At 71.2% G+C, this 25,956-nt stretch carries 17 protein-coding genes and 1 tRNA gene; 10 read left to right on the top strand and 8 right to left on the bottom strand.

Annotated elements, in window-relative coordinates; translation table 11 throughout:
• Positions 1 to 10 precede the first annotated feature (10 nt).
• Positions 11 to 415 carry a PDGLE domain-containing protein gene (locus ACN28A_RS21700; protein WP_421404555.1) on the bottom strand — a complete coding sequence of 135 codons (405 nt, stop codon included), beginning with the start codon at positions 413 to 415 and terminating at the stop codon, positions 11 to 13.
• A 32-nt stretch (positions 416 to 447) separates the two neighbouring features.
• Positions 448 to 1,167, bottom strand: coding sequence for an energy-coupling factor ABC transporter permease (locus ACN28A_RS21695; RefSeq protein ID WP_421397447.1), 720 nt, complete (start codon positions 1,165 to 1,167; stop codon positions 448 to 450).
• 141 nt (positions 1,168 to 1,308) lie between these two features.
• Between ACN28A_RS21695 and bcp the strand changes: the two genes are divergently transcribed.
• Positions 1,309 to 1,785 carry a thioredoxin-dependent thiol peroxidase gene (gene bcp, locus ACN28A_RS21690; RefSeq protein WP_421397445.1) on the top strand — a complete coding sequence of 159 codons (477 nt, stop codon included), beginning with the start codon at positions 1,309 to 1,311 and terminating at the stop codon, positions 1,783 to 1,785.
• 30 nt (positions 1,786 to 1,815) lie between these two features.
• Positions 1,816 to 1,896, top strand: a tRNA-Leu gene (locus ACN28A_RS21685).
• Positions 1,897 to 1,928: 32 nt separating this feature from the next.
• Here the strand turns inward: ACN28A_RS21685 and ACN28A_RS21680 are convergent.
• The 3 genes from ACN28A_RS21680 to ACN28A_RS21670 form a co-directional block, all read right to left on the bottom strand.
• On the bottom strand, positions 1,929 to 2,999 hold the full coding sequence (locus ACN28A_RS21680; protein ID WP_421397443.1) for an expansin EXLX1 family cellulose-binding protein: 1,071 nt from the start codon (positions 2,997 to 2,999) through the stop codon (positions 1,929 to 1,931).
• 90 nt (positions 3,000 to 3,089) lie between these two features.
• Positions 3,090 to 3,926, bottom strand: coding sequence for an MOSC domain-containing protein (locus tag ACN28A_RS21675; RefSeq protein WP_421397442.1), 837 nt, complete (start codon positions 3,924 to 3,926; stop codon positions 3,090 to 3,092).
• Between the two features lie 78 nt (positions 3,927 to 4,004).
• Positions 4,005 to 4,838 (bottom strand): class I SAM-dependent methyltransferase, encoded by an 834-nt coding sequence (locus tag ACN28A_RS21670; protein WP_421397441.1) that lies wholly within the window; start codon positions 4,836 to 4,838, stop codon positions 4,005 to 4,007.
• A gap of 67 nt (positions 4,839 to 4,905) precedes the next feature.
• Between ACN28A_RS21670 and ACN28A_RS21665 the strand changes: the two genes are divergently transcribed.
• From ACN28A_RS21665 to hutH, 6 genes are all read left to right on the top strand, one after another.
• Entirely contained in the window at positions 4,906 to 5,772 is an 867-nt protein-coding gene (locus ACN28A_RS21665; protein WP_421397440.1) for a MurR/RpiR family transcriptional regulator, read from the top strand.
• A 70-nt stretch (positions 5,773 to 5,842) separates the two neighbouring features.
• Entirely contained in the window at positions 5,843 to 7,492 is a 1,650-nt protein-coding gene (gene hutU, locus ACN28A_RS21660) for a urocanate hydratase (protein ID WP_421397439.1), read from the top strand.
• An 11-nt stretch (positions 7,493 to 7,503) separates the two neighbouring features.
• Positions 7,504 to 8,730 carry an allantoate amidohydrolase gene (locus ACN28A_RS21655; protein WP_421397438.1) on the top strand — a complete coding sequence of 409 codons (1,227 nt, stop codon included), beginning with the start codon at positions 7,504 to 7,506 and terminating at the stop codon, positions 8,728 to 8,730.
• A complete protein-coding gene (locus tag ACN28A_RS21650; protein WP_421397437.1) occupies positions 8,727 to 10,097 on the top strand; it encodes a formimidoylglutamate deiminase in 1,371 nt (456 codons plus the stop codon). Before ACN28A_RS21655 ends, ACN28A_RS21650 begins: the two co-directional genes overlap by 4 nt.
• Positions 10,098 to 10,290: 193 nt before the next feature.
• Positions 10,291 to 11,466 carry an imidazolonepropionase gene (gene hutI / locus ACN28A_RS21645; RefSeq protein WP_421397436.1) on the top strand — a complete coding sequence of 392 codons (1,176 nt, stop codon included), beginning with the start codon at positions 10,291 to 10,293 and terminating at the stop codon, positions 11,464 to 11,466.
• Positions 11,454 to 13,004, top strand: coding sequence for a histidine ammonia-lyase (hutH, locus tag ACN28A_RS21640; protein WP_421397435.1), 1,551 nt, complete (start codon positions 11,454 to 11,456; stop codon positions 13,002 to 13,004). Before hutI ends, hutH begins: the two co-directional genes overlap by 13 nt.
• Positions 13,005 to 13,153: 149 nt before the next feature.
• Here hutH and ACN28A_RS21635 read toward each other — a convergent pair whose 3' ends face one another.
• Positions 13,154 to 13,801: a DUF6346 domain-containing protein gene (locus ACN28A_RS21635; RefSeq protein WP_421397434.1), complete on the bottom strand. Its 648-nt coding sequence runs from the start codon at positions 13,799 to 13,801 to the stop codon at positions 13,154 to 13,156.
• 15 nt (positions 13,802 to 13,816) lie between these two features.
• Positions 13,817 to 20,293, bottom strand: coding sequence for an RHS repeat-associated core domain-containing protein (locus tag ACN28A_RS21630; RefSeq protein ID WP_421397433.1), 6,477 nt, complete (start codon positions 20,291 to 20,293; stop codon positions 13,817 to 13,819).
• 326 nt (positions 20,294 to 20,619) lie between these two features.
• On the opposite strand from ACN28A_RS21630, the gene ACN28A_RS21625 reads away from it, so the two are divergent.
• Positions 20,620 to 24,414, top strand: a complete 3,795-nt coding sequence (locus tag ACN28A_RS21625; RefSeq protein ID WP_421397432.1) for a ricin-type beta-trefoil lectin domain protein — start codon at positions 20,620 to 20,622, stop codon at positions 24,412 to 24,414.
• A 73-nt stretch (positions 24,415 to 24,487) separates the two neighbouring features.
• Here the strand turns inward: ACN28A_RS21625 and ACN28A_RS21620 are convergent, their stop codons facing one another.
• Positions 24,488 to 25,276, bottom strand: a complete 789-nt coding sequence (locus ACN28A_RS21620; protein WP_421397431.1) for an AraC family transcriptional regulator — start codon at positions 25,274 to 25,276, stop codon at positions 24,488 to 24,490.
• A gap of 63 nt (positions 25,277 to 25,339) precedes the next feature.
• Here ACN28A_RS21620 and ACN28A_RS21615 point away from each other — a divergent pair, with 63 nt between their 5' ends.
• Entirely contained in the window at positions 25,340 to 25,921 is a 582-nt protein-coding gene (locus tag ACN28A_RS21615; protein ID WP_421397430.1) for a TIGR03086 family metal-binding protein, read from the top strand.
• Positions 25,922 to 25,956 lie beyond the last annotated feature (35 nt).

The following is a 25,956-nucleotide window of genomic DNA, read 5'->3' as shown; positions in this document are numbered from 1 at the left end:
CGGTCGTCCCCTACCCGGTCGTGCCCTCGGCCCGACTCCGACCGGCGGCCGGCACCGTCGGCGCCTCGCTCGGGGCGGTGGCGGAGCGGCGGCGGGTCAGCCAGAACAGGCCGCCGCCGACCGCGAAGGTGATCAGTACGCCGAGCACCCCGGAGAGCCCGGTGGAGAGGAAGGCGTTGTCCACCCCCCGGACGCCGTAGTCGGCCAGCGGCGAGTCGGCGAGTTCGTGCTCCCGGGCCTCCTGGGCCGGGCAGCTCCCGCCGGTGATGTTGTCGTCCGCGTCGAAGGTGCACCCCTCGCGCAGCGAGGAGTCCAGGCCGTCCGGGTGGGCCGAGGCGAAGTTGCTCACCACTCCGGCCAGCAGGAGCGCGACAAGCAGGCCGCCGAGGATGAACGCGCCGGAGCGCTTCGAGATCCGGGTTCCGCCGGTCGTCTTGCCGCCGGTCGTCATCGGGCACCTCCGGTCACCGGGATCGGGTTGGCGCCCGGCAGCGGACGCAGCGAGCGCAGCGCGTAGACCAGGTCGGGCCGGACCTTCGCCACGGTCAGCACGGTGGTCGCGGTGATCAGGCCCTCGCCGATGCCGATCAGCAGGTGCACCCCGGCCATCGTGCCGGCCAGGGCGCCGAGGCCGCTGCCGAGGTCGGTGGTGCCGCCGAGCCAGTACTGCAGGACGAAGCCCTGGGAGGCGACGAGGACGCTCAGCACCGAGGCGACGAACGCGGTGCCGGCCAGTCCGGTCGCCGTACGGGGCAGGAGCCGGAGCAGGAGCGCGACCAGCAGGTACGCGACCGCGACGCCGATCAGCGCCATGTTCGTGACGTTCAGGCCGAGCATCGCCACCCCGCCGTCGCCGAAGACGAGCGACTGCACGATCAGCACCACCGCCACGCAGAGCGCGCCGACCCAGGGCCCGACCAGGATCGCGGCGAGTGCTCCACCGAGCAGGTGACCGCTGACCGCGCCGGTGAAGATCGGAAAGTTGATCATCTGGACGGCGAAGATGAAGGCGGCGACCAGCCCGGCCATCGGGGCGAGCCGGTCGTCCAGGTCCTGCCGACCGCGGTGCACGCAGAGCGCCAGCGCCACCAGGGCGACCGCCCCGAACGCCGCCGCCACGGGACCGTCGACGATCCCGTTCGAGATGTGCATTGCCAGGTTGTCCACGCCACCTCCCCAGAGCTGCCGGCGCGGGATCCGCCGAACCGGCCGGATCAGCGTAGGAGCCGGCCATGGTTGTTGCCAAGATTTTGCAAGAGCTGTGTGCCAACCGCAATCTCCGGTCCACCTGGCGATAGGGTCACCGTCATGACCTCGCCGATCCGCCTCGCCGCCGGGGACGACGCGCCCGACTTCACGCTGCCCACCGACACCGGAGAAACCCTCTCGCTCAAGGAACTGCGCGGCCGCAAGGTGGTGCTCTACGCCTACCCGAAGGCGATGACGCCGGGCTGCACCAAGCAGGCCTGCGACTTCCGCGACTCGCTCGCCTCGCTCCAGGCCGCCGGCTACGAGGTGGTCGGCATCTCACCGGACTCCCCCGCCGCGCTGGCCAGGTTCCGGGAACGGGACGCCATCACGTTTCCGCTGGTCTCCGACGCGGACAAGGCGGTCCTGGTCGCGTACGGGGCGTACGGCGAGAAGCAGTCGTACGGGCGGACGATCACCGGGGTGATCCGGTCGACGTTCGTCATCGACGCCGAGGGCCGGATCGAGCGGGCGCTCTACAACGTCAAGGCCACCGGGCACGTCGCCAAACTCCGGCGGGACCTCGGCCTGGACTGAGCTCGCAAGCGGTCTAGACTTTGACCGCGAGCGGGAGTGGTGTAATGGCAGCCACGCAGGATTTAGGTTCCTGTGCCTTCGGGCGTAGGGGTTCGACTCCCCTCTCCCGCACAACCGTCACCGGCGACCGAACGACATGGGCGTCAGCCGCAACCGGCAGGCGCCGGGCCGCCGGCCGCGCCGGCCACCGGGGCTGCGGTCGGGGACGTCGCCGGATCGTCGGACGGGGCCGCGCCGGTCGCCGTGCCCGGGGTCGGCGTGGGGGCAGCGGTCGGCGCGTTACCCGGAGCGGGCGGGCCCGGTCGGGTCGGCGAGCCAGCCGCCGGTCCGGACCCGTACATCCGTACCGTGCCGCGCTGCACCTGCCGGGGCGCCAGCCGGATCCCGGTGGCGACCGCCTGGTGGCCGTATACGTCGACCACCCGGATCGAGTACGGCCCCGGGCCGAGCCCGCCGTCTACCACCCAGTAGTTGTCGGAGCCACGCTTCGCCACCCGCCAGCTCGAACCGGCGCGCCTGGCCGCCACCGAACGCACCGGATTGCCGTGCTGGCCCACCTGCACGGCGAACCAGTACTGCGAGACGCCGCCCTTGAGCCGGAAGGTGAGCGGTCCGGGCAGCGGCGGGTCCACCACCGCCCGGTAGCGCACCGGGACGATGCCCTGGGAGAGGTCGGCGATCTTCGCGAACGCCTGCCGGGACAGATCGATCTTGTTGTTCGCACAGCCCGCGCAGCGGTCCAGCACCATCACCCGGACGGTGCCCCTCGGACCGGTCACGTCCAGGAAGCTGCCGCAGGCGGCCGAGCCGGCGTACTGGGCGGAGCCGAGTGCGGCGTAGAGCCGGTTGGCGGGCGGGCCGGGCAGCGAACAGTTGCCGCCCGAGTTCCCTCCGTCGTAGTGGGAAGCCTTTCCCTTGTAGACGGTCGTACCGGACGGCGGCGTCATCCCCTGCACCGGCAGCCCGGCCCGCTCGGCCGGCGGCACGGCGAGCGCAGCCGCGCAGGCGGCCGGTTCGGAGAACTGCCAGACGAGCAGCAGCCCGACGACGACGGCGAGTACGGTGGCGGACCCGCCGGCCAGCCAGCGCCGCCCCCGCCGCCGTCGCACCGGCCCGGCCGCCACACCACCGCCGCCCACACCGTCAGCAGCACCGTCGCCCGTGCCATCCGGAGCGCCGCCGCCTCCACCGTCAGGAAGATCCACCTCGGTCACCCGGGGCATGTTGCCGCAGCCGTTCCGACTTCCGCAAGATTGCCGGGCTGCGGCGCGCGCCGTCGATGCGGCGCGTCCGGGCTGCTCAGCTCAGTCGAGCAGCCGCACCAGGTCGCCGACGGTGAGCGTGTCGGGCGCTCCGGGCGGGCCGGCCACCGGGACCAGGTTCTGCCCGAAGACCAGCTGCCGGTTGATCCGCCGGTACTTCGCCAGGGTGCGCAGCGGCTCGCGGCCGCGTACCCCGGTCTCCTGGTCGGTGGTGGTGACCAGGCACCGGCCGCAGGGCTTGGCCACCAGGAAGGTCACCGGACCGATCCGGAGCCGGCAACCGGTCCAGTCGTCCTCGGCCCACGGCGCGGCACCGCCGACCACCACGTTCGGCCGGAACCGGGTCATCGGCAGCGGCGCCCCGACGTCGCCCGACTCGGCGAGCGCGGCGTTCAGCGCGGCCAGCGAGGCGTCGTTGGCCAGCAGCAGCGGGTAGCCGTCGGCGAAGCTGACCCGGTCGGCCGGGTCGACCAGGTCCGCGTCCGGGATCGGCCGGACGGACGGGTCGCCGAGCCAGACCAGCCGGACCCTGCGGTCGAGCAGCCGGGAGAGCCAGTCGTCGGCGGCCGGGTCGGCCCGCCGGGCCGGTGCGGCCGCCAGGTTCGAGAAGACGCGTACCGCGACCTGCTCGCCGTCGGTCGGCTCGGTGACCTCCAGGGCGGGCCGGCCGGCGGCGTGCAGCAGCAGTCCGCCGGGGCGGGGCTCCGGCCGGATGGCCACCAGGCCGGTCACCTGGCGCTGGGTGACGCCGATCCCGTCGTCGTCCACGATCATCCAGCGCCGGTCGCCGGCCAGGCCCCACGGTTCGACCCGGGCGGCGGGCAGGTCCCGCCGGTAACAGCCCTTCACCGGGTACGTGTGCAGGGAGACCAGCCGCATGCCGTTCACAGTGCCACAGCGTCACCGGCCGCCGGACGGGGGTTTCCGGCGCTGCCCACGGACGCGTCGAAGGGCTCGCTACCAGGCCATCCCGATCCCGTCGCCGGGATACCAGTGCCGGGCCGGGGTCTCCCGGTAGGCGAGGAACCGCCGGCCGGTCCGCTCGGCGTGTTCGGCGAGCACGTTCGTCACCGTGACGTTGTCGGTGAGCAGCCGGGCGCCGGGTGCCAGCTTCGGCTCCACCGCCTGGAACTCCCGGCGTTCGTGCCCGGCGCTGTGGTCGCTGTCGTGCAGGAAGAGGTCGACGGGGCGGTCGGTCGCCCGGATCGAGGCGAGCGAGTCGCCGACGACCAGGTCGACCACGCCGGCCCACGGTTCGGCCCTGGCCAGGTAGCCGGCCTCCGGGTTGACGTCCAGCGAGGTGACCCGGCCGGGTACGCCGTCGGCCGCGTTGCGCAGCAGGGCCGAGGCGAGTACGCAGGTGCCGAGTCCCTTGTCCACCCCGGTCTCCACGACGTGCCGCGGCCGGGTGGCCCGGACGATCGAATACCAGCCGATCCGGCGGGCGTACCGGACACGCCGGTCGGCCAGGCCGCGCCGGTCCGCGCCGGCGGTGGCCCGCTCGATGTGCCGGCGCAGCGGCTCGTCCCGCTCGATCTCGGTGAGGTACGCCCGCACCTGCCCGACCGGCACGTCGCAGGTGACGCTGACGAACCAGGCGAGGTGTTCCCGGCTGAGCCTGGTCAGGTCGTAGGTGTAGTTGTGGTGCTCGCGGGAGGTGAGCAGCCACCTGGCCGACAGGCCGAGCACCCGCGCGTCGTGCCGGGCCACCCGCAGCAGCCGCTTCGGGAACGCCGCGACGGGAGCGAGCCGGGTACGGACGACAGCCCGGCGGAGGCTTGTACCATTCACCCGAATTGTTCTACCATGTTCAGCACAGCCATTGCCCTCTGAATTGTTTCATGCATAAAGTCTTCCTGTGAATGACAGCGCTGTCATCGCGGCGCCGCCGGTGGACCGCGTACTCGACCTGTTCCAGGGCATCCGGCTGACGCCGACCCAGCGACGGATCGCGCACAGCCTCGTCCAGCACGCCGCCTCCGCCGCCTACCTCTCGGCCGCCGAGGTCGCCGAGCTGGCCAAGGTCAGCCAGCCCTCGGTCACCCGGTTCGCCATGGCGCTCGGCTACGACGGCTACCCGGCACTGCGCCGCCGGCTCCGGGAGATCGCCGCCGCCGGCCACGGCCGCGCCGACCTCGGGATGCCGGCCGGCAACGAGATGCAGCGGGCGATCCGCGCCGAGGCCGACAACCTGGACCGGCTCGCCGAGCAGCTCGCCGACCGCGACGGGGTGACCGCCGCCGGGACCCTGCTGGCCGGCAGCCGCCCGCTCGTCGTACTCGGGCTGCGCGCCGCCGCGCCGCTGGCCGGGTACTTCGCCTACTTCGCCGCGAAGGTGCACCCCGACGTACGGGTACTCGACTCCGGCGGCACACTCCTCACCGACCGGCTGGAACAGGCCACGGCCGCCGGGGCGAGCGCACTGCTCGGCATCGTGCTGCCCCGGTACCCCCGGGAATCGCTGGACGCGCTCGCCACCGCCCGCGCGGCCGGGATGTCGGTGGTGGTGATCAGCGACTCGGCGGTCACCCCGGCCGCCGAGTACGCCGACATCGTGCTGCCGGCGGCGGTCGGCGCCCAGCTCGTCTTCGACCTGCACACCGCACCGATGGCGCTGTCGATGGTGCTGCTCCAGGCGATCTGTGACGCCGCACCGGCCGACGCGCAGCGCCGGCTGGAGGAGTTCGAGCAGTCCGCCGCCCGCCGCCAGCTCTTCGTCGGCTGAGCAGCCGTCGGTTCCACCGCAGAACGCACACCACAATCCGCACCACCGTCCCACCGCAGGAGGAGTTGCCATGCCCGAGCCGATCCGCGCCGCCCGCGGCACCGCCCGGACCGCCGTCGGGTGGCCGCAGGAGGCGGCGCTGCGGATGCTGATGAACAACCTCGACCCGGAGGTCGCCGAGCGCCCCGACGACCTGGTCGTGTACGGCGGGACCGGCCGGGCCGCCCGGGACTGGCCGTCGTACCACGCGCTGGTGCGTACCCTCGGCACGCTCGCCGACGACGAGACGATGCTCGTGCAGTCCGGCCGACCGGTCGGGGTGCTGCGGACCCACGAGTGGGCACCCCGGGTGCTGATCGCCAACTCCAACCTGGTCGGCGACTGGGCGACCTGGCCGGAGTTCCGCCGGCTCGAACAGCTCGGCCTGACCATGTACGGCCAGATGACCGCCGGCTCGTGGATCTACATCGGCACCCAGGGCATCCTCCAGGGCACCTACGAGACCTTCGCCGCCGTCGCCGCCAAACGGTTCGGCGGCTCGCTGGCCGGCACGCTGACGCTCACCGCCGGCTGCGGCGGGATGGGCGGGGCACAACCGCTCGCGGTGACCATGAACGGCGGCGCCTGCCTGGTCGTCGACGTCGACCCGGAGCGGCTGGCCCGCCGGGTCGCCACCCGCTACCTGGACACCGTGGCCGGCTCGCTCGACGAGGCGGTCGAGCAGGCGCTGGCCGCCAGGCGGGAACGCCGGGCGCTCTCGGTGGGTGTGGTCGGCAACGCGGCCACGGTCTTCCCCGAGCTGCTCCGCCGGGGCGTCGAGATCGACGTCGTCACCGACCAGACCAGCGCACACGACCCGCTCTCGTACGTCCCGGAGGGAGTGGAGCTGGCCGAGGCCGCCGAACTGGCCCGGGCGAAGCCGGCCGAGTACACCGAACGGGCCAGGGCCGCCATGGTGAAGCACGTCGCCGCGATGGTGGGTTTCCTGGACGGCGGTGCCGAGGTCTTCGACTACGGCAACTCGATCCGGGGCGAGGCACAGCTCGGCGGGTACGACCGGGCGTTCGCGTTCCCCGGCTTCGTGCCGGCGTACATCCGGCCGCTGTTCAGCGAGGGCAGAGGGCCGTTCCGCTGGGCGGCCCTGAGTGGCGACCCGGCCGACATCGCCGCCACCGACCGGGCGGTACTCGACCTCTTCCCCGAGAACGAGTCGCTTGCCAGGTGGATCCGGCTGGCCGGCGAGCGGGTCGCCTTCCAGGGGCTGCCGGCCCGGATCTGCTGGCTCGGGCACGGCGAGCGGGACCTGGCCGGGGTCCGGTTCAACGAGATGGTGGCCAGCGGCGAGCTGACCGCACCGGTCGTCATCGGTCGGGACCACCTGGACGCCGGGTCGGTCGCCTCCCCCTACCGGGAGACCGAGGCGATGGCCGACGGCTCGGACGCGATCGCCGACTGGCCGCTGCTCAACGCGCTCGTCAACACCGCCAGCGGCGCCTCCTGGGTGAGCATCCACCACGGCGGCGGGGTCGGCATCGGCCGCTCCGTCCACGCCGGCCAGGTCTGCGTCGCCGACGGCACCCCACTGGCCGGGCAGAAGATCGAGCGGGTACTCAGCAACGACCCGGCGATGGGCGTGCTCCGGCACGTCGACGCCGGCTACCCGGAAGCCGCCGCCGCCGCCACCCGCGGCAACCTCCGCATTCCCATGGCCGAAGTGTAAGGAAGGGCCCCTTGTTATCGGATTCTGTTGTAGAAGGGCCCCTTCCTTTCGAGCGGGTGTGGGCGGAGATCGCGCCGATCGGGCGGGATTCCGGCACCGGCGGCTATCTGCGGTACGGCTTCAGCGAGCCGGTGCGTGAACTGGAGCGGTGGTTCCGGCACGTCGCCACCGCCGACGGGGCGCACACGGTCGAGGAGGACGGCAACGGCAACCTGTTCGCCTGGTACGGCCCGCCGCCGGAGCGGGGCGACGCCGTGCTGGTCGGCAGCCACTTCGACTCCGTGCCGCACGGCGGCGGTTACGACGGCCCGCTCGGCATCGTCAGCGCCCTGCTGGCGGTCCGGGCGCTCCGGGAACAGGGGCGGGAGTTCCGCCGGCCGGTCGGGGTGGTGGCGTTCGCCGAGGAGGAGGGCTCGCGGTTCGGCGTACCGTGTCTCGGGTCGCGGCTGCTCACCGGGGCGCTCGATCCGGATCGGGCGGCGGCGCTGACCGACCGGAACGGGATCAGCCTGGCCGAGGCGGCCGGCGGGCGGCCGGCCGGGGCCCGGCCGGAGCTGCTGGCCCGGATCGGCGCCTTCGTCGAGCTGCACGTCGAGCAGGGCCGGGCGCTGGCCGACCTCGGCGCCCCGGTCGGGGTGGCCAGCGGGATCTGGCCGCACGGCCGCTGGCGGCTGGACTTCACCGGCGAGGCCAACCACGCCGGCACCACCCGGATGGCGGACCGGCGCGACCCGATGCTGACCTACGCCTTCACCGTGCTGGCGGCGAACAAGGAGGCCCGGCTGCGCGGTGCGCACGCCACGATCGGCCGGGTCGAGGTGGAGCCGAACGCCACGAACGCGATCCCGGCCCGGGTCCGCGGCTGGCTCGACGCCCGAGCCGCCGACGCCGGCACCCTGGAAGCGCTGGTCGAGGGGGTACGCGGCAAAGCCACCGACCGGGCCACCCGGGACGGTACGACGCTCACCGTCACCCGCGAGTCGCTCAGCCCGGCGGTCGAGTTCGACGGCGGACTGGTCGGCGCGTTCCGCGAGGTGCTCGCCGAGGGTGTGCCGGTGCTGCCGACCGCCGCCGGGCACGACGCCGGGATCCTGGCCGAGCACGTGCCGACCGCGATGCTGTTCGTGCGCAACCCGACCGGGGTGTCGCACTCCCCTGCCGAGACGGCAAGCGACGACGACTGCGCCGAGGGCGTACGCCGACTCGCCGACCTGCTCACCCGACTGGCCGCCGGATGACCGCCCCCGGTGCGACGACGACTCCGGCCGGGCCGGAGCGGATCCGCTACCACGCCGAGTACGCCTGGTTGCCGGATCGTGCGGAGCCGGACGCCGACGTGCTGATCGAGGTGGTCGACGGGCGGTTCGGCGCGGTCACGCCCGGGGTGCCGGTGCCGCCGGACGCCCGCCGGCTGCCCGGGTTGACCCTGCCGGGGCTGGCCAACGCGCACTCGCACGCCTTCCACCGGGCGCTGCGCGGGCGCGGCCACGGCGCCCGGGGCGACTTCTGGTCCTGGCGCGCGGCGATGTACGCGGTCGCCGACCGGCTCGACCCGGACAGCTACCTCGCACTGGCCCGCGCCACGTACGCCGAGATGGCGCTCGCCGGCATCACGGGCGTCGGCGAGTTTCACTACCTGCACCACCGTCCCGGCGGCACCCCGTACGCCGACCCGAACGCGATGGGCGCGGCGCTTGTCGAGGCCGCCGCCCAGGCCGGTGTCCGGCTCACCCTGCTGGACACCTGCTATCTGACTGCCACAGTGGACGGTGACCCGCTGGCCGGGCCGCAGCTGCGGTTCGGGGACGGCGACGCGGCGCGCTGGGCGGAACGGGCCGGCGCGTTCACCCCGGCCGGCGCACACGCCCGGGTCGGCGCCGCGATCCACTCGGTCCGGGCGGTCCCCGCCGACCAGCTCGCCGAGGTCGCCCGCTGGGCCGCCGACCGGGCCGCCCCGCTGCACCTGCACCTGGCCGAGCAGCCGGCCGAGCACGAGGCGTGTCTGGCGTACCACGGCAAGAGCCCGACCGCGCTGCTGGCCGAGGCCGGCGTCCTCGGCCCGGCCACCACGGCGGTGCACGCCACCCACCTGACCGGGTCCGACATCCGGGCGCTCGGCGGCAGCGGCACCGGGGTCTGCGCCTGCCCGACCACCGAGCGGGACCTGGCCGACGGGGTGGGTCCGTTCCGGGAGCTGGCCGACGACGGCGTTCCGCTCAGCCTCGGCAGCGACAGCCACGCCGTGCTCGACCTCTTCGAGGAGGCCCGTGCGGTGGAGTTGAACCTGCGGCTGGCCACCCTGGCCCGGGGGCACTTCACCCCGGTGGAGCTGCTGCGGGCCGCGACCGGGGCCGGGCACGCCGCGCTGGGCTGGCCGGACGCCGGCCGGCTGGCTCCGGGCGACCGGGCCGACCTGGTCACCGTCCGGCTGGACAGCGCCCGGACCGCCGGTACGCCACCGGTCGGGGTCTTCTTCGCGGCCGGTGCCGCCGACGTGACCGACGTGCTCGTCGACGGCCGCCCGGTGGTCCGGGAGGGCCGACACCGGACCGTCGACGTACCGGCCGAACTGGCGGCGGCGATCGGGGCGGTGACGGCGGCATGAGGCTGCGACGGCCGCCCGGTGGTCCGGGAGGGCCGGCACCGGACCGTCGACGTACCGGCCGAACTGGCGGCGGCGATCGGGGCGGTGACGGCGGCATGAGGCTGCTTGTCGGTGTGGCGCGTGACGGTGTCGACCTGTCGACCGGGGTGGTGCCGGTCCGTGTCGACCTGACGACCGGGGCGGTGACTGCGGCATGAGGTTGCTGATCGACAACATCGGCGAGCTGGTGACGAACGTCGCCGGGATCGGCGAGGGCGGGCCGCTCGGCATCCGGCGCAAGGCGGCGCTGCTGGTCGAGGAGGGCGAGGTGGCCTGGATCGGGCCGGCCCGGTACGCCCCGGCCGCCGACCGGCGGATCGACGCCGACGGCCGGGCGGTGCTGCCCGGCTTCGTGGACAGCCACTCCCACCTGGTCTTCGCCGGTGACCGGGCCGCCGAGTTCGCCGCCCGGATGGCCGGCGAGCCGTACACCGGTGGTGGGATCCGGACCACCGTCGCGGCCACCCGGGCCGCCGACGACGACCAGCTCCGGGACACCGTCGCGCGGCTGCGCGCCGAGGCGGTCCGGCAGGGCAGCACCACGATCGAGATCAAGAGTGGGTACGGGCTCAGCGTCACCGACGAGGCCCGCTCGCTGCGGATCGCCGCCGAGTTCACCCCGGAGACGACGTTCCTCGGCGCCCACGTCGTACCGCCCGAGTACGCCGACCGCCCCGACGACTACGTCGGACTGGTCTGCGGGCCGATGCTCCGGGCCGCGCTGCCGTACGCGAGGTGGATCGACGTCTTCTGCGAGCGGGGAGCCTTCGACGCCGACCACGCGCGGGCGATCCTCACCGTCGGGCAGGCGGCCGGGCTCGGCGTACGGGTGCACGCCAACCAGCTCGGCCCGGGGCCGGGAGTGCAGCTCGGGGTGGAGCTGGGTGCGGCAAGCGTCGACCACTGCACCCATCTGTCCGACGAGGACGTCGACGCGCTGGCGATGTCGGAGACGGTGGCGACGCTGTTGCCCGGGGCCGAGTTCTCCACCCGGTCGCCGTACCCGGACGCGCGCCGGCTGCTCGACGCCCGGGTGACGGTGGCGCTGGCGACGGACTGCAACCCCGGATCGTCGTACACCTCGTCGATGCCGTTCTGCATCGCGCTCGCGGTCCGCGAGATGGGCATGACCCCGGCGGAGGCGGTCTGGGCGGCCACCGCCGGTGGCGCCCGGGCGCTGCGTCGCCCGGACGCCGGGGCGCTCCGGCCGGGCGTACCGGCCGACCTGAGCATCCTCGACGCGCCCTCCTACCTGCACCTGGCCTACCGGCCCGGTGTTCCACTGATCAGCCAGGTCCTGCACAACGGAGTACCGCAATGTCAACCGTGACCCGAACCGTCGTCGTCCAGCCCACCGGGGTCTCCCCGGCCGACGTGCTGGCGGTGGCCCGGGGCGCCGCCGGCGTCGCCCTCGATCCGTCCACTCTGGATGCGATGGCGGCCAGCCGGGCGATAGTGGACCGGATCGAACAGACCGGCCGCCCGGTGTACGGCGTCTCGACCGGCTTCGGCGCGCTCGCCAACACCTTCGTCGCGCCGGACCGGCGGGCCGAGTTGCAGCACGCGCTGATCCGCTCGCACGCCGCCGGAGTCGGCGCCCCGATGCCCCGCGAGGTGGTCCGGGCGATGATGCTGCTGCGGATCCGTTCGCTGGCGCTGGGCCACTCCGGGGTACGCCCCGAGCTGGCCCTGGCGCTCGCCGACCTGCTCAACGCCGACATCACCCCGTGGGTGCCGGAACACGGATCGCTCGGCGCCTCCGGCGACCTGGCCCCGCTGGCACACTGCGCTCTGGTGCTGCTCGGCGAGGGCTGGGTGGTCGGCCCGGACGGCAGCCGGCAGGACGCCGCTGTCGCGCTGCGCGCGGCCGGGCTGCGCCCGGTGGAGCTGGCCGCCAAGGAGGGGCTGGCACTCGTCAACGGCACCGACGGGATGCTCGGGATGCTGCTGCTGGCCGTCGCCGACGCACGGCACCTCTTCACGATGGCGGACGTGACGGCGGCGCTGGCCATCGAGGCGATGCTCGGCTCGGAGCGTCCGTTCCTGCCGGAACTGCACGCGATCCGCCCGCATCCGGGGCAGGCGCTGTCGGCGGCCAACATCCACCGGCTGCTGCAGTCGTCGTCCATCATGGACTCGCACCGGGACGACCTGTCGCACGCCGTGCAGGACGCGTACTCAATGCGCTGTGCCCCGCAGGTCGCCGGGGCGGCCCGGGACACCCTCGCCTTCGTCGAGCAGGTGAGTGGCCGGGAACTGCTCTCGGTGGTGGACAACCCGGTGGTGCTGCCGGACGGGCGGGTCGAGTCGACCGGAAACTTCCACGGCGCCCCGCTCGGCTTCGCCGCCGACTATCTGGCGATCGCCGCCGCCGAGGTCGGGGCGATCGCCGAACGCCGGGTCGACCGGCTGCTCGACGTGACCCGCTCCCGGGACCTGCCGGCGTTCCTCTCCCCGGACGCCGGGGTCAACTCCGGGCTGATGATCGCCCAGTACACCGCCGCCGGCATCGTCGCGGAGAACCGGCGGCTGGCCGCACCCGCCTCGGTCGACTCGCTGCCGACAAGCGGCATGCAGGAGGACCACGTCTCGATGGGCTGGGCCGCGACCAAGAAGCTGCGTACCGTGCTTGCGAACCTGACCAGCCTGCTCGCGGTGGAGCTGATCGCCGGGGTACGCGGACTGCAGTTGCGGGCCCCGCTCACCCCGTCCCCGGCCGGGCGGGCGGCGGTGGCGGCGCTCCGGGACGCCGTCGGCGAGCCGGGGCCGGACATCTTCCTCGCCCCGGTGATGGAGGCGACCAGTGCGGTGATCGCCGGTCCCGAGCTGCGCGCGACGATCGAGGCCGAGGTCGGACCCCTGGGGTAGGGCACTCACACCAGGTTACGAAACGAACTGGTTTGGCAGGATCGGTGCATTCCCACCGCTGCACCGGCGCCTCAATCCGCTTCCTGCCAGGTTCGCCGAGGTTCGCCCTGGCTGGGACCGAACTGGCGTCCCAGTCAGGGCCTACATGGTCAGAGAAGCTCGGCGGCCAGCGTGTAGAGAACGAAGTTCAGCAGTACGACCGCCAGTAGTAGTCTTCCCATCGAAATACGAAAGCCTCGGCCCTCCGGCACAGCGGTGAACCACTGGTCGTCCGGCGGGCGTTCGTTCGGGCGGAGGCGCCTGCGAATCAGTCGCCACGCAAGATCCGCCCCCAGCAGGGCGACCATGAGGAACGCCCCGCCGAGAAAGAGCGTCGAGCCGAGAAGCAGCATGGACACCATACCGAGCACCGGGACGAGCATCCCGACCAACGGATGACCGCCCCGACCGAACGTACAGTCATCCGGGTCGGTGCGGGAGCAATGGCCCTCCAACCGCACCGGACCGCCCCGATCCTCCGGAGTGACGATCGAATGTCCCAGGACCGTCACCACCTGGCGCGGACCAGGCAGTGAGACGGTGACCTCACAGTCCCACCAGTAGCCGAATCCGTATTCGCTGATCGGGCCGCTACGTGCGCACTCCCCGATCCGCGCAGTGCCGGTCACCTCCGCACCGGAAGCGAGCGGCGACTCCCCGGCGTACAGGTTCTGTACGCCGAGGAGCGCCGCGCAGATCGCCAGGCCGACCGCGTAGACGACCGCAGCAAAGGCGAAACACTGCACACGCAGCCTCACAGAACGACCGTCGCCTTAGGTAAACAGGCCGCCGAAGAATGCGGACACCCCGTTGTTCGGGTTCCACGTGTCCAACTTTTTCCAATCGTCTGGACCCGCCGGAAGGTGCCCGCCAAAGAAGCCTGACGCCACCGACTTAGGAAGGCTTGCCGTCAGCAAACCGGAATAGATGCCAGCCCCCATGCCACGACTCCTGCCCCCGAACTGCTCCGAACGGAAGACAAGCCGACCCGGCCGAAGCAGATTCTTGTGCATGACGGCCAGGGCCTTCATCTCACGCGGCTTGTACTGGTAGAACTTGCCCAAGGCTGATACTTCCTGCTTGGTCGTCTTGCCGAGAGTTTTGAACAAAGTCTTGCCGGCCGCCTTCACCCCACTCGAGACGGCGCTCGCTTTCAGCCCTGCCTTGACAACCGTACCGACCAAGGCGCCCGTGGCCGCCACCGCCGCACTCGCAACCGACGAAGCGATGACGCCTCCCACACCTGCACCGGCGGCGCCGTACACCGCCCCGATACCTGCCTTTCTTAACACGGTCCCCAGTCCGTCGCCCTCCAGATGCGAGGTCAACCCGGAGCTCACGGCGCCGGCCAGCGCACCGCAGGCCAGGGTACCGAACCCGAGCGTGAAGGCAGAACAGCCGAGGCCAATGCCGATGCCGACAAGCGCGCCGGTGCCCGCCGGGGTCTTCGCCCACCTGACGCTGGCGTCCCAGCCCTTCTTGGCCTTGCACAACATGCCGCACTTCTTCTTTTTCTTCGGCGCACCTCCCTTGTCGCCGCCGCTCTTCTTCGGCGGGCGCGGCGGGGCGTGCCAGCCGTTGGCGGCGTTGTTCGTCGCATTCTCGGTGGCGTCCGGTGAGTTGTCGACGTTCGCGGCCCCACAGTTGTACCTGGCGCACGGTGTCTGGCTGTCGTAGGCGTTCGTTCCGCCCGGGTCGGATCGGTTGACCGGATCATCGCCCGCGTAGGTGTATCCACCGATCTGGTTCGGATCCTCGGTGTCGAAGATGGGGTCGACACTGATGAACCGTCCCGCACCCGGGTCGTAGTGCCGAGCGCCGAGCACGGTGAACCCGGTGGCGCTGTCGGTCGGCTTGCCCAGATAGCCACGGGTGTTCGGCCAACTGGTCGGGACCACGCCCCGCGGTGCGCCGTAGGGGTCGAACGCCCGCCACTTCGGGTTGGTGCCGTTGTTGTCAAGGGTCAGGGTCGCGGTGCCGAGCCGGTCGTTGACCAGGTAGCTGTACGCCCCGGCGGTGGTGCCGCTGCGTACGCAGGTCGTGCCGTCAGGTCCGGAGTAGAACCGCCGACCGCTGACCGTGCCACTTGCCGTGCTGAGGGTCAGCTCCTGACCGGGTAGGTAGAGGGTGGCGGTCTTCTCCTTCAGATTCCGCTGGAGCAGCAGTTCACCTGCCGCGTCGTAGACGTTGGCGGCGTCCGTGGTTGCTCCGGTGCGAGCCTTGGTGAGCCGGCCGTCACTGCTCCAGTCGAGGGTCTGGGTGCCCCGTTCCGGGGTGATTCGGGTGATGGTGTTGCCGAGCGCATCGTATTGGAAACTCCGGGTCGCCGTGCCGCCCGGTCCGGTGACCTGTTCGGACCGAACCGCGTGCGGCTGCGCGCCGCCGGCCGCCGGATAGGTGTACGTCGTGGTGGTGTCGCCAGCGCCCCCGGGCACCCCGTGCTGCACCTGCTTTGTGCGGTCGCCGACGTCGTTGTAGGTCCAACTTGTCCAGTACGGACTGATTCCCCCGACGGTGGCGTTGGTGCCCCCAGTCGAGAGGTCAACCGCGCAGTTGTCCGTCGCGGTCCAAGCGGTGCTGAGCCTGCCAAGCAGGTCGTAGCGGAAGCACTGGGTCTCCCGCTGCGCACCCGCGTTACGGACGTCGGTGACCTTGGTGATCTTCCCCGACGGCTTGTAGTCGTACGACACGTCGTTCGTCCGGGAGGTGCCGGCACCGGTCCGGTCGACGTAGGTGTTGCGCAGCCGGGAACTGTGTTCGTCGTAGATGTAGGTGGTCCAGGCCGTGTTTGTGGTGCCGAAGCCGAACTTGCTCTGCGAGATCTGCCCGAACGGGGTGTACTTCGTCGAGTCGACGTAGTTGCCGAGCGAGCTGCCTATCCCGGACGGCAGGTCCATCGCGGTGTAGGTGTGGTTGACAACCTCGGCGGGTAAGCCACCACCAGCCGGCAGCACGGTCTTCTTCAGCAGGCCGCTGGTGGCGGTGTATTCATTGGTGAAGGTGTAGGTGCCGGCCAGGGCGCCGTTGTCAGCGCTGGTCGGAACGGCTACGGTCGTGCCAAGTTCCTGCCCCCAACTGTTGTAGCCGGTCGGCCTGACGACGTAGGGCAGCCCATTGTCGTAGCTGGTCTCGCTGGCGACCTCGCCAAGGCCGTTCGTGATGGTGGTCGAGTCGAAGGTCCAGATCGCCCGCGGCGGCGCGGCGGTGCTGGTGCCGTCGTACTCGCCCGTTTTGCGGTCGAGCGAGTCGAACGTGCTGGTGATGGTCCGGCCGAGCGCGTCCCTGGTCGAAGTCAGGTTGCCGTTGGCGTCGTAGCGCAGATCCGTCGTTCCGGAGTCCGGATCCACCTTCTTGACGGCCCTGCCCAGCAGGTCGTATGTGGTGGTCCAGGAGTTGCCGTCGTCGTCGGCGACCTGGTCCTGGAAGCCGCGGCGGTCGTACCGATAACTGATCTTCACAGGGTTGCCGCCACTGACCACCGAGCCGGTGACGGTGGGCATGGACCGGTAACTCAGCTTCGCGGTGGTGCGCCCCCGGGCGTCCGTCACCGTGGTGGTGGGGGTGCCACCGTCTGGCGGGATCGTGGTGATCCGGTCGCCGCCGAACACCGAATGCGTCTGCCACTTGGTGACGCCCTTGGATCGCGACACGATCAACGTCTTGCGACCCAGGCCGTCATAGGTGATGAGGTCCTGGTTCGGAATTTGCTGGTCTTTGCCGACCATGTTCAGCATCGTGCTGTTCGGCGTGCTGGACGTGTCGTGGTACTGGTTGTTGGACATCCGCAGCCAGCCGCGTGAGTCGTAGAACGAGTCGGTAACCAACCGACCTCCGACCGGGCTGGACGCCTGCACCTGCCGGGGCCGGGCGAGCGAGTCGTAAAACTCAACCTGAGCCCGGTATGACCCGTCGTCGTTGAGGTTCGACGTCGTGACCGTCGACGGTACCGTCGTCGAGACCGTGTATGCGTACTTCTCGTTTGCGCCCTGGCTGAGGTCCCGACCGGGCAGCCACAATCCGACGAGCCGACCCAACGCGTCGTACCGCTGGGTGGTCTTGTGCCGGTTGACGTCCTCCTCCCCGATTTCCTGACCTCGGGTCGGTTCGAGCGTGGCCGTGGTGACGTGGCCCTTCGGGTTGGTGGTCTTGATCGCCGTGGTCAGGCCGTTCGTCATCGTGTATTCGGTGGTGGTCTTGTTGCCGTTGGCGTCGAACGACTCCAGCGGCCGGCCGTACACGTCGTTCTTCGTCTTGGCGCTGGTAAGAAAGCCGGTCTCGGTCGCCTGCTGGACGACGTTGACGTCGCCGATGGTCGGCGCCGGCTGCGGCCAGCTGGTGGCGTAGGTCGGGGTGTCGAAGAACGCCCGGGTGCTGGAAATCACGTCGGCGGGACGGCTCACCGAGGCCGGCGCGGTCTGCCCGTTGGTGCCGGACCCGCCACACGGCAACGCGAACGTCTCGGTCTGGGCGACCTTGTCAACGATGTGCGCCGTGGTGTTCGTCGGCGCGTACGTGGTGACCGCGCAGGTGGCCTGACTCGGCTGGCTCACGTCGCCGTAATCGTAGGACACGGTCGGCAACCCGGTCGTCGTGGAGTGCGTGGTGTCGACCCGGGTGGTCCGCCAGCTGGTGGGGCTGGTCGAGGTGATCGCCGAGGTGGTCTTCGTCGACGCGGTGCGCACCATGTGCGCGGTCAGATCGCCCACGGTCGTCGACCGCTTCCGGGTCGCGGTGGCTGGGCTGACCCAGTAGTCGGTGACCGTGCTGTCATGCACCGGCCCGCCGTCACCGTTGTACCGGATGGTCTGCCGGACCGAACCGGCGAGTTGCTTCTGGTCCGGCACCTCGACCGTGGCCCCCGGCACGGTCACCGCCGTGGAGAGCTTCACCTTCGCGACACGCCGGCCGCTGTTAGGCAGGCGGTCGCCGTCCATCCCCCGGTAGTAGATCTCCTCGCTCAGCGTCTTCTGGTCGGCACCGGCACCGACCCGGGTCTGCACCCGGCCGAAGCCCCGCCACTGCCCGTAGGTGCGGTGCTTGTCCTTGACCACCTCGCTGTCGTCGAACGCCCACGCGCCGCCGTCGAGGTAGTCGTACTTCGTGTAGACCGGTGTGCCACCGCCGGTGGTGTCCTGGTCGGTGACCTCGGTGACCACGTACTTGTGGAACCAGTCCCGAGTCTGGTTGTCCGCTCCCTCCTTGGTCCAGTAGACCGGGTAGCAGAGCTTTGTGTTGCTCTCCGGCGCGAGCGAGACCGGCGCCGCGCACTCGGTGCGGTAGCCGATCCCGACCACCTCACCCAGTTCGGTGGTGATGGTCGAGATCCGGTTGTGGTTCATCGGTGGTGCGCCGTCCAGCCCGTCGGCCCGGTTGGGCAGCTTGGTCGGCTCGAACGTCACCGGCGGCAGGGTGATGGCGCTCGTACCGGTGCCGCCCGTGTGCTGGATCGAGGCCAGCCAGAGCGCCGGGGTCGTGCCGTCGCCCGGCGCCGGGAAGGTGTGGGTCAGCTTGTGCGTGTCCACAGTGGTGTGGCCAGAGCCGTTGTTGACCTGCGTGGTGATGCCGGTGAGCCGCAGCCGACTCCAGAAGGTGACCGTGTGCATATAGCAGTCACCTGTCGACTTGCAGTTCAGATCCCACGGTGTGTCCGGCCACTTGCTCTTGTTGGCGTCGATGTTGGCCGGGGCGCAGACCGTCGCCGACTCCACACACCGCTCCGCGTATGTGAAGTCGACGCGAGCCGGAGAGCGGCCCGCGTACGGATTCGGGTCGCGGAGCCCGTAGTCGATGTAGTCGAGGTAGCCGCCCCGGGTGTACTTGTCCGGGGTGAAGCTCTTGTTCGGCCCGTAGTAGCCGGTCTCGGTGCCGTAGTAGTACGCGATGGCGTTCTTGTGCGGGTCGACGACGTAGTCGAGATTCCACTTGTAGGCCATCTCGCAGTGCGAGTTGGCGAAGCCGGTCGACTTGTAGCAGGGGTCGCCGGAGCGGGGGTGGTAGACCCGCTGCGTCCAGGCCGAGTTCGTGACGGGGTTGGTGCCGCTGTGCCCGGGCAGCTTGTTCTTTCCGAAGAAGTACTGCGTACCGTCCTGGGTGGTGATTTTCCAGTGCTCGCCGCCGTGGCTGCCGTTGTCGGCACCGGTCAGCAGCTCGACCCGGGCGCCGTTGTCGCTGGAGAGCCGCCACTTGGTCGGCACCGTCGGGTCGTAGACCAGATCACCGGAGCCGGCCCCGAACGACACGCTCACGATCGGGCCGGCCCAGCACGAGTCGTTCACCTTCGGCGCCGCCGAATCGTCGGAACAGGTCCGGTAGGTGCGTTCCACCGCACCCGGCGAATAGTCCCAGCCGTCGCCGATCGCCGACGACTGGTTGTTGGTGGAGACCTGCTGCCCGTCGACCGACTGGGACGAGTAACTCAGCTCGACCGACGGCGCCAGGTCACCCGGCACCGGCGGCAGGTCGACCGGGTAGGTGTAACCGAAGTCGCCCGAGCTGCCACCGGCCGTCCAGGAACCGGACGGCTTGAGCGGGGTCGCGCTGTAGTCGCCGGTGTCCCCGGCCGCGCCGGCCGTGACCGCGAAGACGGCCTCCGTGGCGGTCGCGCCGGTCCGGTCGCCGCCCGTCGAACCTCTGCCTGGCAAATTCAGTTCGGCGGTGAGTTGCCCGTTCTCCCACCGCGTCTCGAGCGGGGTCGGCACCCGGCAGGCCGGGTCGGTGGAAACGGTCGCCGCACACGCCGGCAAGGAAACCAGACGCAGCCGGCGAGCCCAATCCCCGCCGTACTCCCCGACGACGCTCGACGGGTCGACCCAGACCCGCACCCGGCCGGGCTTGTCCGCGCCGGCGACCGGGGCGGCCCGCAGCAGCAGTCCGTTCACGCCGGCGCGCTCGGCGGTGGCCCGGTCGGCCAGTGTCAGTCGCAGTCCGGATGGACCCTCCGGGCTCGCCTTGGCGACGCGTACCGGCAGCTTGCCGGCGGGTACCCCGGCAGACCGGTCGGCGGAAGGCGCGGCACCCAGCTCGACCGTCGCGGAGCCGCCAGCCGGCCAGTCGACCCGGGGCGCCGCCCAACGCTCGCCGAAGTTCGGCGTCCGCTTCGGCGCCGGTGGCATCGGGGTACCCCGGACGCTTGACCAGCGCTGCTCGGCCGGCGGCTCGGCTGCGGCCGGAGCCGGAGGTAGGACGGCCATCCCGACCGAGGCCAGCATGACGGCCGCGATGGCGGAGCCGGTCGCCCGGCGTACGGCCACGTTGTGGTGCCGGTGTCCAGGAAAGGCTCCCAGGCGGGCTCGTGGCCGCCGGTCGCGCACCCCTGCGAGATAGCGATGAAGCGATCGCACAGTACTCGCCATGCTGAATACCCCCGAATTATCGATACGGTGGCCGGACCCTACGGTTCCGGGCTTCAAGAATTCTGCAAAGGAGACGAGTTTTCTCTCCAAACAGAAGTGACTCGACTTTCCTGCGTCTGAGTCGTATGGTCCGAGCCGCAGGTCACACTCCGACCCTGCCCCATATCCGAGCTAATCGGACAGACAGTCGAACTATTCGAAGTTAGCCCGCAACGGGGGACCGAATGGCTGACCATGCCTTCAAAAAATTCCGTCGGACAGCATCCGCGCTGACGCTCTTCGGATGCGTCCTGGCCGCCTCGGGGGCGGTGGCGCTGACTCCGGCCGCCGCGCGGGGCGAGCTGGCGCCGGTCCAGTCACCGACCCCGCTCGCCCGCCTCGACGACACGGGCCGCGCTGCCGTCGAGGCGCGGCGTACCGGCAAGCCGGTCGAGGTCGGTACGGCGACCACCGCGACCACCCGCACCCTCGCCAACCCCGACGGCACCCTGTCGATGGAAGTGACCCCGCAGCCGGCACGCGTCAAGCGGGACGGCGGATGGGTGGCGCTCGACCCGACCCTGCGCCGCAACCCGGACGGCAGCTACAGCCCGGTCGCCGCACCGTACGACCTGGTGCTCTCCGGCGGCGGCACCGACCCGTTCGCGATGGTCACCAACGGCGACAGCCAACTGGGCCTACGGTTCCCGGCCCGGCTACCGGCGCCGACCGTGTCCGGCGCGACCGCGACCTACCCGGCCGCGCTGCCCGGGGTCGACCTGGTGGTCACCGCCAACGAGCATGGTGGCTTCTCGCACGCGCTAGTGATCAAGAGCGCCGCGGCGGCAGCGAGGCCGACAGTGCGGAACCTCACCCTTTCCCTCGTCACCCGTAACGCCACCCTCCGTACCGCACCCGGCGGCGGTCTGTCCGCCGAGGACCGGCACGGCCGGACCGTCTTCACCGCCCCGACCCCGGAAATCTGGGACTCCAGCACCGCCCCGTCCGGACCGGCCGGCGCGTCGACGGCCGGCGGCGAGGCGGCCCCCGGCACCGCCTTGCGCTCCACCGCCACCGAGCCGGGCTCTGCCGCGAAGCGTGCCAGGGTCACCGCCCGGGTCAGCGGCAACGCCCTCACCCTCTCGCCGGACCCGGCTCTCTTCGCCGACCCGGACGTGCGCTACCCGCTCTTCCTGGACCCGGCGTGGAACCCGAACTCGACCGCACCCGCCCGCAACGCCTGGACCTACGTCGACAGTAGCCGCACCAGCACGTCCTACTGGAACAACAGCGGTCGGGCCCGGGCCGGTTACAACGGCTGGGAGGCGCAGTACTACGTCGCCCGGTCGTACTTCCAGTTCCCGATATCGAGCGGGCTCTGGAACGCGAACATCATCAGCGCCACCCTGCAGACCAAGTCGGTCTGGTCGGCCAACAACAGCGACGACTACTACTTCAAGATCTTCCGTACCGGCGTGATCAGCAGCTCGACGACCTGGAGCAAGCAACCGGTACGGTACGAGCAGATCGACTCTCGGAAGCTTCCCGGCAACTGGCGCAGCGACGGCAGCGAGAACCCGATGCAGCACGATTTCAACGTGCTCGCGCTGATCCGCAGCGCCGCCGCCGGCAAGTGGTCCACCGCCACCCTCGGTCTGATCAACAACCACGAGGGCGACAAGTACGCCTGGCGCAAGTTCCAGAACAACCCGACGATCTCGATCACGTTCAACTCGCTCCCGCGTACCCCGGACCGGTACGTGACCAGCCCGAACGTGCCGTGCAACAGCGACCCGGTCGGCCAGATCGGCAACACCTCGGTGACCTTCTCGGCGAACCTCTCCGACCCGGACGGCACCCAGACGCAGCTCGAGGGCCAGTTCAGCATCGTCAACGAGACCACCGGCGCCACCGTCGCCGCCCCCAAGGTCACGGTCAGCAACAACAGGGTCGCCTCGGTCACCCTGCCCGCCAGCTCGTTCACCGACGGTCACCGGTACGCCTGGAACGTCAAGGCATACGACGGCCGCGACGCCAGCCTGCCGAGCCCGACCTGCCGGTTCGTTTTCAACAGCCGCCAGCCGGCCCCACCAGCGGTGACCTCGACGACCTACCCGGACGGGACCACCGGAGCACCGGTCGGCACCCCCGGCAGCTTCACCTTCACCCCACCCTCCGGCACCGACCCACCGATCAGCTACGTCTACAGCCTGAACACCCCGCCCCCGGCAACCGTGCCGCAGTCCTACGGTCCGTTCCGAGGCGGGACGCTGCTCCCGGCACAGTCCGGCGGCGCGGCCACCAGTGCGAGCATCACCCCCCGCCGGTTCGGCCCGAACATCCTCTACGTCTACGCCATCAACGGCGCCGGAAACCCCGGCCCGGTCAGCATCCACCGCTTCACCACCGACGCACCCACCACACCGGCCCCGGCAGGTGACTTCAGTGGGGACGGCCGCCCCGACCATGTCGCGGTCGGCACCGCCTTCCGGCCCGGGGCATGGCTGCACGTCAGCACCGACGGCACCGGCAAGCTGAACAGCGGGGTGCAGGTCGGTCCCGACGGTCCCGGCGGCGCCGGTGGCACCGGCGCGCTCACCGACTGGACCGGTTCGACGGTCAGCCCGCTGGAACTCAACGGTGACGGCGCCCAGGACCTGCTGGTACGGCTGCCGCGCAGCGATGCCGACGGCAACGTGCACGTACTGCCCGGTGCCGGCGATGGCAGCCCGTTCGACCCGGTCGACCGGATCCGCGTCCTCCTGCCCCGGATCGACGGCGAGCCGGGCAACCAGACAGTCGACCAGATCGTCGCCTCGCCCTGGCCCAGCCTCACCGGCTCACCACTGCCTGACCTCTACGTGATCGTCGGGGACACCCTCTACCTCTACCCACCGGGCTTCCCGCCCGGAGCCTACGACGCGCCGACCCTGCTCAGCACCGGCTGGACCGGCCGGACCATCACCGCCGCCGCGGTCGGGGCCGACCCGGCGCTCTTCGCCCGGACCAACAGCACCGGACGACTGGAGCTACTCACCGGAAACAAGACCACCGGCACTCCCGCCGGCATCACCGGAAGCCCGGCAACCGTCTACGCCACCAGCGGCTTCGACGCTGCCTCCACCCCGACCATCGACGGCACCGACATCAACCGCGACGGTCGCCCCGACCTCTGGACCAACCGGGGCAACAGCACCGTCAACGGCCATCTGAACACCGGCAGCAACACCCTGGCCGCACCGTTCGCCAACGCGGGCGGCAACCAGGGCCTGCTCCGCGTCGGTGCGGCCGGCTACTGCCTCGACAACTACAACAGCGCCACCACCAACGGCAACGCCATCTCGGCATACCAATGCAACGCGGGTCCCAACTCGCAGATCTGGACGATCGTCGGTGACGGCAGCCTCCGGATCGCCGGCAAGTGTGTGGACGTGGCCAACGGCGGCACCGCGAACCGGAATCCGGTCCAGCTCTACACCTGTAACGGGACCGCCGCGCAGCGCTGGCAACCGGGGCCGAACGACTCGCTGGTCAACCCGGTATCGGGCCGTTGCCTGGACGCGGAGACACCGCTCACCAGCGGCAGCCAGGTCTACATCTACGACTGCCACGGCGGCGCCAACCAACGCTGGACCCTGGACACGACCGGGATCGGCCTCATCCGATCGGTCTTCGCCGGCAAGTGCCTGGACAACGACCGGGGCCAGATGACCAACGGCAACAAGGTCCAGATCTGGGACTGCAACAGCGGCGCCGCCGCGCAACGCTGGGCGATGCTCGGCGGCGGACAGATCCAGATCGCCAACTACTGCCTCTCGGTCGCCAACGGTGCCACCGCCAACAAGTCGCCGGTAAACCTTTATGTCTGCCAGGCAGGTGCCGCCACCCACCAGCAGTGGGTGATCGGACCGAACTTCAGCCTGGTCAACCCGGCGTCAGGGCGGTGCCTTGATGTGCCGAACGGCAACACCACAAACGGCACCGCACTGTGGATCTACGACTGCAACGGCACCATCGCTCAGCGCTGGCTCACGTCCTGAACTGAGCACCTCCGGGCAGGTCCGAGTCGCCGCTTCCCGGCTTCGGACCTGCCCGGCCAGGCAGACTCGGCGGTCAGTAACGGGCGGCGTAGTGGGTCGGGGGCTCGCCGAACATCTTCCGGAAGTCGCGGGCGAAGTGCGCCTGGTCGGCGTAGCCGAGTTCGGTGGCGAGGGCGGCCCAGTCGACCGGCTCGCCCCGGGCCAGCCGCTCGGTCACCTCGTGCAGACGGTATCGCCGGATCACCCACTTCGGACCGATCCCGACGTACTCGGCGAAGAGCCGCTGCACGGCCCGGACGCCCGTCCCGAGCCGCTCGGCCAGCACGTCCACCCGGTTGATCCCGGGGTTGGCGGCGATCGTGCCGACGATCCCGGCGACCTCCTCCGCCCGGGGATCGGGCTCGGGCCGGCGCCGCCGCAGGTAGTCCTCCACCGCCGGCACGTCGAGCGGACCGGCCGCGTCCGGCGGACCGCCCAGGCTCGGCGCATTGGCCAGGCTCGGCGGGTCACCGGAGAAGATCTCGGCCGCGTCGATCGAGCGGTCCGTGATGGTCGAGACCGGGGCGCCGAGGAACGGGCGGAAACAGCCGGGCCGGAATGCCACCCCGAACACCCGGCCGACGCCGGCCAGCACCCTGACCTGGTGTCCGCTGCTGACGCCAGTCACCGTCCCCCGGCCGCCGTGGAAGGTCAGGTGCACGTTCGGGTACGGAACGATCAACTGTCGGTACGGCTCCGCGTACTCCCAGGACACGACCCAGTACCGCTCGACGTACCGGGCGAGATCCGGTGACGGGGTCGGGAAGGCGTGCCGCTGGTGTCTCGTCCACGCGCCGCCGAGTTCGCGTGCGTCCCTGGCCACGCCCGCCAGGTTATGTCGCGTTCGTTCAAGACGTGACAGCCACCTCGTGCTTTGCTTGCCGGCATGTCTGACCCGCAGTTGGTGGCCCGGGCGGCCGCTCCCCTGGTCGAGATCATCCGACACGTCGAGCCCGGCCAGCTCGACTCCCCCACCCCGTGCGCCGAGTACGACGTCCGCAAACTGGTCAACCATCTGCTCTTCTGGGGCCCGTCGCTTGCGGGTGCCGGGCGGAAGGAGACCGTACCGCCGCCGGCCGGCGACCCGACCGAGCTGGACCTGACCGGGCCCGACTGGGCCGCCGCGTTGACGGCGCAGGTGCAGCGGATCGTCGCGGCCTGGGCCGAGCCGGCCGCCTGGGCCGGCACCACCCACATGGCCGGGCCGACCGAGCTGCCCGCCGCGCTGGTCGGCGGCATGGTGGTGAGCGAGCTGGTGGTGCACGCCTGGGACCTGGCCCAAGCCACCGGGCAGCGGCCGGACTGGGACGGGGAACTGCTCGGATACGTGCACGACGAGGTGGGCAGGACCGCGGAGCAGGGCCGGCAGATGGGTGTCTACGGACCCGAGGTCGAGGTGCCGGAGACCGCGCCGACCCTGGACCGGATCCTCGGGCTGGTCGGCCGGGACCCCGGTTGGCGCCGCTGAGCGCGCTTCCGGCCTGGTCGTCCGGTTCTCCCGGC

It is taken from the genome of Plantactinospora sp. WMMB782 (assembly GCF_049179135.1).
Lineage (GTDB): Bacteria > Actinomycetota > Actinomycetes > Mycobacteriales > Micromonosporaceae > Plantactinospora.
This window is presented reverse-complemented; position numbering and strand designations above follow the sequence as displayed.